We start from the raw sequence: 10,217 nt of genomic DNA on the forward strand, positions 1-10,217 counted from the left end.
CGGGGGCTGATAGTCCCCGTGGTCCGCGACGCCGACACCCTGGACCTGTTCGCCATGGCCGAGGCCATCACGGAGGTGGCCGACCGCGCCCGAGCCGACGACCTGTCGGCGGCTGACCTGTCGGGAGCCACGTTTACCGTCACCAACTACGGGTCGCTGGGCGGCCGCTTCGCCACCCCGATCATCCCACCCGGACAGGGGGCCATCCTGGGTCTCGGGGCGGTGGCCGAGCGGCCGATCGCCGTAGACGGTGCCGTGGTGGCTCGACCGACCCTTCCTGTGGTGCTGGGAGCCGACCACCGCCTTATAGACGGCGACCTCGCTGAAGCGTTCCGACGGACCGTGGTCGACGACTTGATTGAACCCCTCCACCTGCTCGTCGGAGACTGACAGTCATGGTCGTCGGCGAGGTAGCCACTCCCGTCGACCTGCTGGTGATCGGAGGCGGGCCCGGCGGGTACGCGGCCGCCCTCCACGGCGCCCGACTGGGCCGTTCGGTAACCCTGGTGGAGCGTCATGCGGTGGGCGGAACCTGCCTGAACGTGGGGTGCATCCCGTCCAAGGCCCTCATTGAGGTGGCCGAGGCCCACGCTCTCGGGAACCGGGTCCGACCCTGGGGAGTCGACGTAACGACGAGCGTGGACATGACCCGCGTCCGGGACCACCTGAGCGCGGTGGTCAGCGACCTGACCAACGGGGTGTCGCGCCTGCTGGCCGACGCCGGGGTCCGGGTGCTGGACGGTCATGCCCGGTTCTCCCGACCCGACCGGGTGGCTGTCGCACACGGCGACACGGTCGAGTTTTTGGAACACCGCCACGCCATCGTGGCCACCGGCTCCCGGCCCGTGGAACTAAACGACCTGCCTCCTGACGGCGACCGGGTCGTCGGCTCCGACGAATTGCTCTTCACCGACCATCTCCCCAAACACCTGGTCCTGGTGGGCGGCGGTTACGTCGGGGTTGAGTTGGGCTGTGCCTTCGCGAAACTCGGCAGCGAGGTGACAATTGTGGAGGCCGAGGATCGGATCCTGCCCGGCTTTGATACTCGGATCGGTCGACAGGTCAGCCGCGGCCTGCGTCGCCTGGGAGTCGGACTGTGTCTCTCTCACCGGGCCGTCGGCACTGACGAACACGGCCTACTCGTCGCCGGTCCAGACGGAGAGGTAGGGCTGCCCGCCGACCGCATCGGCGTGGTAGTGGGGCGCCGTCCAAACTCTGACACCGTGGCCCTCGACATGGCCGGAGCGACCATCACCAGTAGTGGCCTGGTTCAGGTCGCCGCCGACCGGAGGGCGGCGGGAGACGTGTTTGCCATCGGTGACCTGACGCCAGGACCGGCGCTGGCTCACAAGGCCACCGCGGAGGCCGAGGTAGCCGCTGACGCGGCCTGTGGCCGACCGGCAGCCTTCGATCCAGCCGGCGTGCCCATGGTGGTGTTCGGCGACCCCCAGGTGATGGTGGTGGGCCTAGACCAGAAGGCGGCGAGTGCCGCTGGCCTGGAACCCGCCGCCTTCCGGTTCCCGCTTAGTGCCTCGGGTCGGGCCCGGACCCTTGGACAACCAGAAGGCACGGTCACCGTGGTGGCCGACGGCGACGGCACGGTGATCGGTGTACAGGCGGTCGGCGCCCATGTGGCCGAGTTGGCCGGCGAGGCTGCACTAGCCGTAGAGACCGCAGCCACCGTGGAGGACCTGGCCGGCACTATCCACGCCCACCCCACCCTCGGTGAGTCGCTCATGGAGGCTGCCCTGGGCCTAGCCGGTCGGCCAGTCCACACCGCCCGCTGATCGCCGGGCATGCAGCGGGTCGCTCGAAGGGCCCGGGGCTACCATCGCCGCCGTGACGATCCGCCCAGAGGACCTCGACCGCGTCGACGTGGCGAGGAAGGTGGCCTCAGGCGCCTACAAGTGGACGGACGAGGCACCGTCCGTGCTCCCAGCGTTCGTAGCCGAACACGACCTCGGGCCCTTCCCCGGGATAACCGACCGACTACGCGACATCGTCGAAATGGGCGGGACCGGCTATCACGACCGCTTCGGGGCCATGGCCCAGGCGTTCTCCGGGTGGTCGTCGCGGCGCCACGGTTGGACCCCGGACCCCGAACTGGTCGTGGCCACCGCCTCAGTCCTTCAGGGGGTGTGGGCCAGCGTGGAAGCCTTCACCGGTCCCGCAGACGCCGTGGTCCTCACCCCACCCATCTATTTCCCGTTCAACGACATCGGCCGGACCACGGGGCGACGCATAGTGGACTGGCCTCTAGTCCGCGACGAGGACGGTTGGCACTACGACCTCGACCATCTGGAACGACTCCTGGCCGCCGATCCCGGAATCCGACTCCTCGTGCTCTGTCACCCCCACAACCCGACGGGCCGCGTCCTCGCCGAACCGCAGCTCGTCCAGATCGTGGACCTATGCACCCGCTACGACGTGGTCATCGCCTCGGACGAGATTCACTGCGACTTCGTCTATCCGGGAGCCACCCACCGGCCGACAGCCACCATCCCCGGAGCCGGTGAGCGGACCGTCACCCTGACCTCAGGCATCAAGACCTTTGCCATCGGTGGCCTTCGGGCCGCCGTGGCATCTTTCGCCGACGAGGACCTCCACCGCCGGTTCCTCGGCGTTCCGGAGCAACTCCTCGGGGGCGTCAACCGGTTTGGTTGCGAAGCGGCGACCGTCGCCTGGGAAGAGGCCGACGAGTGGACCGATGCCCTGGTAGCCCTGTTCAACGGCCACCGGCGACGGCTCGTCGACCGAATCGCCGCCGAGTTGCCTGACATACGAGTCCACCTCCCCCAATCCACCTTCCTGGCCTGGCTGGACCTCTCCGCCCTCGAACCCGGCGACCGGCCCGCCACCTGGCTTCGCGAACGGACCGGGGTGCGCGGTAAGAACGGTCCGCTGTTCGGTGTGGGTGGTGAGGGACATGTCCGGTTCACCTTCGGAACCTCCACGGCTGTCCTGGACGAGATGGTCGACCGCCTGGTAGCTGGATTGGGTAGGTAGCCTCGCCACCCCAGTGGGTGTCTCGGGCCGCCGACGAGGTGACCCGTCAACTGTTTTGCCGTCCCGACAAGCTAGAGGAGGCACCGATGGACACCGCCCGTACAGATGACATGGTCCATGTCACTCGATGGCACTGGGGCGACAAGGAGTGGTCCCCATTTTCGGCTGTCGAGATGGATTGCCGGCAGGGCGCCCTGAGGGACCACTTGGCTGCAGAGGGCATCGACGCCTGTCTCCTGACCTCGTACCACAACATCTGCTACTACTCGGGCTGGGTCTTTTGCTACTTCGGCCGCAAGTACGGGATGGTGATCGACGGAGAGAACGCCACCACCATCTCGGCCGGTATCGACGGCGGACAGCCGTGGAGGCGCACCTACGGGGACAACCTCGTGTACTCGGACTGGCGACGGGATAACTACTACCAGGCTGTCCGCGACCTCATGGGTGGCGCGTCCCGCCTCGGTGTGGAGCTCGACCACCTGTCGGTCGACCAGTTCCGGTCCCTGGAGGCCGCCCTGCCTGGTGTCGAGCTGGTGGATATCGGCTCGGCGACCATGTGGATGCGGACCGTCAAGTCGGCCGAGGAGCACGACCTGATCCGCCACGGTGCCCGAATCTGCGACCTGGGTGCCGAGGCCTGCGTCGACGCCGTGGCCGCTGGAGTGCCCGAGCACGAGGTGGCCCTGGCCACTACCCGAACCATGGTCCGTGAGATCGCCGCCAGCTTCCCGTTCGTGGAGCTCATGGACACCTGGACCTGGTTCCAGTCCGGCATCAACACCGACGGCGCCCACAACCCGGTGACCAACAAGTTGGTCGAGACAGGCGACATCCTGTCACTCAACGCTTTCCCAATGATCTTCGGCTACTACACGGCCCTAGAACGCACCATGTTCTGCGACCACGTCACCTCTGCCGAGCACCTGCGGCTGTGGGAGGTCAACGTGGAGGTTCATGAGCGGGGGCTGGAACTGATTCGGCCGGGTGCTCGCTGTTGTGACATCGCCGCTGAGCTGAATGATGTCTACCGGTCTCACGGCCTACTGAAGTACCGGTCGTTCGGTTACGGCCACAGCTTTGGGGTTCTCAGCCACTACTACGGCCGGGAGGCCGGGGTGGAGCTCAGAGAAGACGTGGAAACGGTTCTAGAGCCGGGAATGGTCGTATCGATGGAGCCGATGATCGCCATCCCAGACGGCCAGCCGGGAGCCGGCGGTTACCGGGAGCATGACATCCTGATCGTGGGCGAGGACGGGGCCGAAAACATCACCGGATTCCCCTACGGCCCCGAGCACAACATCATCGGATCCTGAACGACTCCCGGTCGTCGACCGGTTTGTGATGCGGCGGTGCGGCCGCCCGCAATCAGCCGGCAGCTGTGGTGGTCGTCTCGACTGGAGCCTCTGTGGTCTCCGCCGGAGCAGCTGTCGTCTCGGCGGGAGCCTCCGTGGTCTCCGCTGGAGCCTCCGTGGTCTCCGCTGGAGCCTCCGTGGTCTCCGCTGGAGCCTCCGTGGTCTCCGCTGGAGCCTCCGTGGTCGCGGTGGCGTCCGGTGCGGCCGTGGTGGGCGGCGACGGCACACCGTCGGTGGACAGACCGCGTGCCTCAAGCTCGGCGGCGTGCGCCGCTCGGGTCCCGTTGCCGTACCAGCCATCAGCGGTGACACCCAGGAGTTCTTGAAGGATGAGCGCCGGGTCACTCGGCCCCCACTCGTAGGTGGCGGTCAGGATGGCCTCCTCGTTCAAACCCACCGGCACGGTGGGAGCGGGCGCCGGGTCCTCTTCGGTGGGAGCGGCCGCTGACGACGGAGCCCTGGTCGTCGTGGCCGCACCGGTGGCCGACGCGGCAGTGGTGGTGGCCGACGATGAGGCAGTCGTGGTCGTGGTGGCCGGCATCCGAGCCAGCAGAGACACCTCGGCCTCCAGATCCATGAAGTCCTCGCGAAGTTGGATGATCTCCACCCGGAGGGTCTCCAATTCGTCGTCGTTGGTCTCCAGAAGCCCACAGCCGGTAGCGGCGAGGGAGACAGTGAGGAGAGTGGCCGTAAGGAGGGTGCGCGTGTGCATATATGCAGTATTCCAGAGGATGGCGTCCTCCGCGCGTCGCTTCAGGCCACGGGTAGACGCAGAGGGACTCGGGCCCTCGACCCCCTCCTTGCATTCGACTTCGTTTCCGACCGAGGTGGTCATCAGGCGACCACTAGCCATCGGGTGTGGTAGCCCTCGGCGCCATCTGGAGCAATCGGCTTTGGTCCAGAAGCCTGGAGGCGACCGTGGGTGTCTCGTGCCCGAACTCGAAGGGTACGGAACCCCGGCTCGGCGTCCCACTCGGTGTACCACTGGACCCAACTGTCACCGGACCGGCCGGGAGCATCAACTCCGCGGATACGACACGGAGACCATGGGCCGTCATCAACCGACAACTCGACCCCTTCGATACCAGCCACGGGCGCCCAGGCGACCCCGGCGACCGCCTGGCGACCCTGCTTGGTCTGGCGCCCGCCCGGTACGTCGATCCGGGAAGCGATCTTGATCGGTGCTTCCTTGGCCCACCCGCGAGGAATCCAGTACCCAGCAGCATCGCTGGTGGTCAACTCGATTCGATTTAGCCACTTCACCGCCGAGACGTATCCGTAGAGGCCTGCCACCACAAGACGAGCCGGAAAGCCGTGACGAAACGGAAGGGGCTCCCCGTTCATTCCAAAGGCAACGAGTGCGGTTCGATCCCCGCCCAACGCTGAAATCGGGAACCCAGCGCTGAAAGAATCAACTGACCAAGCCATGACCTGCTCGGCTGACTCCATGGGACCCGCGAGTTCGAGTACGTCCACAAGGGGAACGCCTGTCCAGATGGCGTTGCCTACCAGTGAGCCACCGATCTCGTTGGAAACACACGCCAGGGTCACTGCCGAATCAACGACGTTCATGGCGAACAGGTCAGCAAGGGTGATCTCCACTGACCGTTCGACCATGCCGTCTACGCGAAGCGACCAACTCTCGGAGTCCACTTTTGGCACCACCAGTGCTGTGTCGATGCGGTAAAAGCGATCATTCGGGGTCGTCCACGGAGTAAGAGAAGGCGGTGCGGTCCATGGCGCCTCCGTGGTCGAAGTAGGAGGTGGTCGATCGGTAGCTGTTCTGCGAACCCTTGGGATGACCACTTGCCGACGCATCCCCTCTGCCCCTTGGTCGGCAATGAGGCGACTTCCGAATCCCATCGCCCCGGCAGCCAACGTCATTCCGGAGGCATAAGCCAGAAAACCGCGCCGAGACGCAACCTTGTCCCGCGGATCTTCAAATGACGGACGTTGGTCCTCGACCGGAACGAAAGCCAGGAGACCAACTCCGTGTCTCAGGGCAAATAACCCAACGATCACTGCCGTACTCGTTGCGACCAGACCGATGACGGCTGATCCGGCCCTGGTAGCTGCGATCACTCCCACTAGGCCAAAGACGACATAGGCGGCGCCAACCGGACCCTGAGCGGACCTGGCCCTGATGCCCGTTCCTGCTCCCATCAACAAGACGAGGAGAACTATCCCGGTCAGGAGCGCTGGCTTTTGAGCAGCACCTAGGAGGCCGATCGTCCACCGGACGAACCACCCGGGAGCAAGGTCGACAACGACATCGCCGACTGAGGCCACGAGCGAGAGGTCGCCAAAAGCGACTCCGACGAACTCGCCGAGCGCTAACGCCAGGGCTGCGGCAGCGGCCCCAAGTAGGGCCGCCGTGACGGAACCTCGCTTCACCCGATCGAACCTAGGACAGCGACCTCGTACAAGACGCAGGCACGGGCACCCGTGACCGCTTCTGAAAATCCAACTTCATCCAAATGGTTGAAAATTGTCGCGACTTATCCCGTCGGCAAGGAACGGGCGGCACGGCCTTCGATCCTCGCCCCCTGTTCGCTGAGGTGTTCACCGATGTCGCGCCACAGTGCCCGCAGCCTGTAGTGGGGCACGACCGGAAATAGGTGGTGCAAGAGGTGATAGTCGTGTCCGCGAATCAGGAACGTCGAACCGAAAAAGGTAAACACCCTGGTATCGCGATAACGGCCTGTTTCGGCGTGCGGATGGTGGGGAAGCCAACCGAACACCAGCGACAACCAGAACCTGGCAGCCCAGGCTGGGATATACCAGAGCAGCCAGACCAACTCTCCGTAGCCGAGAATTGTGCCAACGAGGAGTATTGAGAAGTGGCCAAGGGCTACCGGCCGGGCCGCAGCCCCGGCCTCTGGACCGCGAAGTTCAGCCATTTGCCCCATCCGGGTCGCCAAGCCGTTAGGAACCAGGCGTCGTAGTGGCGGGACCACAGCAAGAAGCGGCCCAAGCGGGTAGAGCACGGTTCCAGCCACCACTCGGCCGAGAATCTGGCGGGGCGACCCCTTTGAGTTCAGGACATCAGGATCGGCCTCATCGTTAGTGTGGGTGTGGTGTTTCAAATGTGTGATCCGGTGTGCTTTGAAGGACTCACAAAGCAGCCATCCGGCCAAAGCCCCAACCGCTCGATCGACCCACACCAAGGAGCGTCTTCCGCCTGACAAGGTCTTGTGGACCGATTCATGCATAGGCATGTAGCAGGCCTGCAGGAATACGGCAGCAAGAAACATTCCCAGCCACAACGGGATCTTCCCTGTGAGTTCGAGACTGACAACCAGTACCCAGCCGGACACACACCACGCGATGTTGAACAAACTCCGCCAGCCGATCGCCCCCGTGTAGGGCGCGATGACACGCCGTTCATACAACAACCGGTCCGGTCCGACTCTTGGTCCCACAGGTCTCCAGCCTCCCAGCGCAGACACCACAACCCGCTGCTCGAGAGACTAGTTCGGGCCGCCTGTAGTGGCCCTCTGACCACAGTGTTTTCTGGCGAGTGCAGAGGGACTTGAACCTCCGACCCCTCCTTGTAAAGGTGCACGCTCAACAGACACGAGTGGAGGCCCGATGGGCGAGTTCGACAACAAGGTCGCGATTGTCACGGGATCCACGAGCGGAATAGGTGAGGCCACGGCACGTCTGCTCGTTGCAGCCGGAGCGAAGGTCATCCTCAACTCCTCCTCCTCGGTGGAGGCCGGAAAGGTGCTGGCTACCGAGTTGGGCAACTCCACCTGCTACCACCGCGCCGATGTAAGCAGCGAGTCCGAATGCATCGGAATGGTCGAGGCGACCCTCGAAACCTTCGGCCAACTTGACATCCTCGTCAACAACGCCGGTTACACACAGCTCATCCCACACCATGACCTTGGATCCGTTTCCGAGGAGGTATTTCGGCGCGTGATCGACGTCAACCTTTTCGGGACTTGGTATCTCAGCAGGGCCTCAGTCACGGCGTTAAAGGCCAGCGGTGACGGCAACATCGTGAACATCACCTCGATCGCCGGCCTCCGGGCACTCGGGAGCTCAATTCCCTACTCGGTCTCAAAAGCGGCCACCAACCACCTCACCCGCCTCATGGCAAATGTTCTTGGCCCCGAGATCCGCGTGAACGCCGTAGCCCCAGGACTCGTTGAGACACCGTGGACGGAAACCTGGGATGCAATCCATGAGGCGGTTGCCGAACGCGCTCCGCTGGGCCGCTCAGCAACGCCTGAAGACTGCGCTGCAGCGGTGCTCGGGATACTCCGCGCCGGCTATCAGACAGGAGACGTGGTAGTCGTCGACGGAGGCCTCACCCTGGCCTGAACGGCACCGGACCAGCGGCCGCGAAGTTCGGTGTCTCACACAGGAAGGTGTTGGGTTGTCAGGACCTCGGCCGACCCGGAGAAAGCAACTCGGCTATAGCCGAGGTGAGGTCCGGTGACCTGAAGCTGAACCCAGAGTCCTCCAACCCGACGGGTTGGACCCTGGCACTGGCTAACAGCAGCCCGTTCGCCATCTCACCGAGGGCAGCCCGTAGCGCCAGGGCGGGCGCCGGGAGCACCGCCGGACGCCGGAGAGCCCGTGCGAGGGTGCGAACAAACTCGGCGTTACGGCAGGTTCCGGGGGCGACCAGGTTCACGGGGCCCGCTACCGGCGTGTCCAGCAGGTGGAGGAGAGCCCGGACCTCGTCCTCCAGTGTGATCCACGACCACCACTGCCGACCATTACCGAGGCGGCCGCCAAGGCCCAGTCGAGTCAGGGCAAGCATCCTTCCCAGTGCACCACCGTCGGGTGTGCACACGATGCCGGTTCGGGCCAGCACCAAGCGGGTGTCGGGCGAGGCAATCGGCGCTGCCGCCGCCTCCCAGCGTTCGCAAACTTCGGCCAGGAAACCAGTCCCCGGCAGCGAATCCTCGGTGAGTTCCTCGTCGCCGCGGTCGCCATAGAAGCCGACTGCAGAGGCCGACACTACGACGGCCGGTGGGCGACCAAGACCGGCCAACGCTTCGGCCAGTACTTCAGTTCCCTCTACGCGGCTGTCAAGAATCCTCCGCTTCTTGGTGGGCGTCCACCGGCCATCGATTCGCTCACCCGCCAGGTGGACGACAGCGTCGACACCCTCGAGGGCCGTCTCGTCGATCCGACGAGCAGCCAGATCCCAGGCCACGCCACCAGCGGGTGGGCGTCGGCCGATAGGGACAACGCGGTCTCCACGCTTCTCCAGAGCGGCCGTCAGGACGGTTCCGACCAGCCCCGAGGCGCCGGTTACCGCGACCGTACGCATGCCAATTTTCTCCTTGTAGATGCGACGCCAGCGGATGGGCAGTCGGCAAACTTGTACGACAGTATGTGCGGCGTTTGTCAGATCGCCACCACGAACTCGGAGTCCCGAGGAGCGAATTAATGGCCCACTTCAGGTCCAGTGTCAGCATCGACGCCCCCCGGAATGTCGTCTGGGCGGCGGTCGCGGACGTCCGTCGGCACTCAGACTGGATGGCAGATGCCGCCGAGATCCGCCTTACTTCGACGCAGATGACGGGAGTGGGAACAACGTTCGAGTGTGAGACCCGAGTCGGACCACTCCGAACACTTGACCGGATGGCCGTCACCGACTGGGAGGAGGGCCGTGTTATGGGCGTTGAGCATCACGGCCTCGTCACCGGAGTCGGCAGGTTCCGCCTCGACGACCAGAGCGACGGCGGGACAACCTTCATCTGGGAGGAGGACCTCTCCTTTCCCTGGTGGTTGGGTGGTCGCGCGACCGCCGCATTGGCACGTCCGCTCCTGGCGCTCATCTGGCGGCAGAACCTCCGGCGACTCGCCGGCATGTTCGAGGAGGGTTCCACGTGT

Annotated in this window: 10 protein-coding genes; 6 read left to right on the plus strand and 4 right to left on the minus strand. The window is 65.1% G+C overall.

Annotated elements, in window-relative coordinates:
* The 4 genes from MK181_10380 to MK181_10395 form a co-directional block, all read left to right on the plus strand.
* A partial coding sequence (locus MK181_10380) for a 2-oxo acid dehydrogenase subunit E2 (protein MCH2420205.1) occupies positions 1-390 on the plus strand: 390 nt, incomplete at its 5' end.
* 5 nt (positions 391-395) lie between these two features.
* Positions 396-1,787: an FAD-dependent oxidoreductase gene (locus MK181_10385; GenBank protein ID MCH2420206.1), complete on the plus strand. Its 1,392-nt coding sequence runs from the start codon at positions 396-398 to the stop codon at positions 1,785-1,787.
* Positions 1,788-1,839: 52 nt separating this feature from the next.
* Entirely contained in the window at positions 1,840-3,006 is a 1,167-nt protein-coding gene (locus tag MK181_10390) for an aminotransferase class I/II-fold pyridoxal phosphate-dependent enzyme (protein MCH2420207.1), read from the plus strand.
* Between the two features lie 17 nt (positions 3,007-3,023).
* Positions 3,024-4,322 carry a M24 family metallopeptidase gene (locus MK181_10395; GenBank protein MCH2420208.1) on the plus strand — a complete coding sequence of 433 codons (1,299 nt, stop codon included), beginning with the start codon at positions 3,024-3,026 and terminating at the stop codon, positions 4,320-4,322.
* A gap of 52 nt (positions 4,323-4,374) precedes the next feature.
* Here MK181_10395 and MK181_10400 read toward each other — a convergent pair whose 3' ends face one another.
* The 3 genes from MK181_10400 to MK181_10410 form a co-directional block, all read right to left on the minus strand.
* Complete coding sequence (locus MK181_10400) at positions 4,375-5,073, minus strand: hypothetical protein (GenBank protein MCH2420209.1); 699 nt, start codon at positions 5,071-5,073, stop codon at positions 4,375-4,377.
* Positions 5,074-5,195: 122 nt separating this feature from the next.
* Entirely contained in the window at positions 5,196-6,755 is a 1,560-nt protein-coding gene (locus MK181_10405; protein ID MCH2420210.1) for a molybdopterin-dependent oxidoreductase, read from the minus strand.
* Positions 6,756-6,859: 104 nt separating this feature from the next.
* Positions 6,860-7,753, minus strand: coding sequence for a fatty acid desaturase (locus tag MK181_10410; protein ID MCH2420211.1), 894 nt, complete (start codon positions 7,751-7,753; stop codon positions 6,860-6,862).
* 199 nt (positions 7,754-7,952) lie between these two features.
* Between MK181_10410 and MK181_10415 the strand changes: the two genes are divergently transcribed.
* Entirely contained in the window at positions 7,953-8,690 is a 738-nt protein-coding gene (locus tag MK181_10415; GenBank protein ID MCH2420212.1) for an SDR family oxidoreductase, read from the plus strand.
* Between the two features lie 58 nt (positions 8,691-8,748).
* Here the strand turns inward: MK181_10415 and MK181_10420 are convergent, their stop codons facing one another.
* Positions 8,749-9,651 (minus strand): TIGR01777 family oxidoreductase, encoded by a 903-nt coding sequence (locus MK181_10420; protein ID MCH2420213.1) that lies wholly within the window; start codon positions 9,649-9,651, stop codon positions 8,749-8,751.
* A 119-nt stretch (positions 9,652-9,770) separates the two neighbouring features.
* Here MK181_10420 and MK181_10425 point away from each other — a divergent pair.
* On the plus strand, positions 9,771-10,217 hold a 447-nt coding region (locus tag MK181_10425; protein ID MCH2420214.1), incomplete at its 3' end, for an SRPBCC family protein.

The sequence above is a fragment of the Acidimicrobiales bacterium genome, from assembly GCA_022452035.1.
Lineage (GTDB): Bacteria > Actinomycetota > Acidimicrobiia > Acidimicrobiales > MedAcidi-G1 > UBA9410.

What these genes read in the sequence shown, in the direction of transcription:
- MK181_10385 (MCH2420206.1), top strand. Translation starts at nt 396, where the DNA reads ATGGTCGTCGGCGAGGTAGCCACTCCCGTCGACCTGCTGGTGATCGGA.
- MK181_10400 (MCH2420209.1), bottom strand. Translation starts at nt 5,073, where the DNA reads ATGCACACGCGCACCCTCCTTACGGCCACTCTCCTCACTGTCTCCCTC.
- MK181_10415 (MCH2420212.1), top strand. Translation starts at nt 7,953, where the DNA reads ATGGGCGAGTTCGACAACAAGGTCGCGATTGTCACGGGATCCACGAGC.
- MK181_10420 (MCH2420213.1), bottom strand. Translation starts at nt 9,651, where the DNA reads ATGCGTACGGTCGCGGTAACCGGCGCCTCGGGGCTGGTCGGAACCGTC.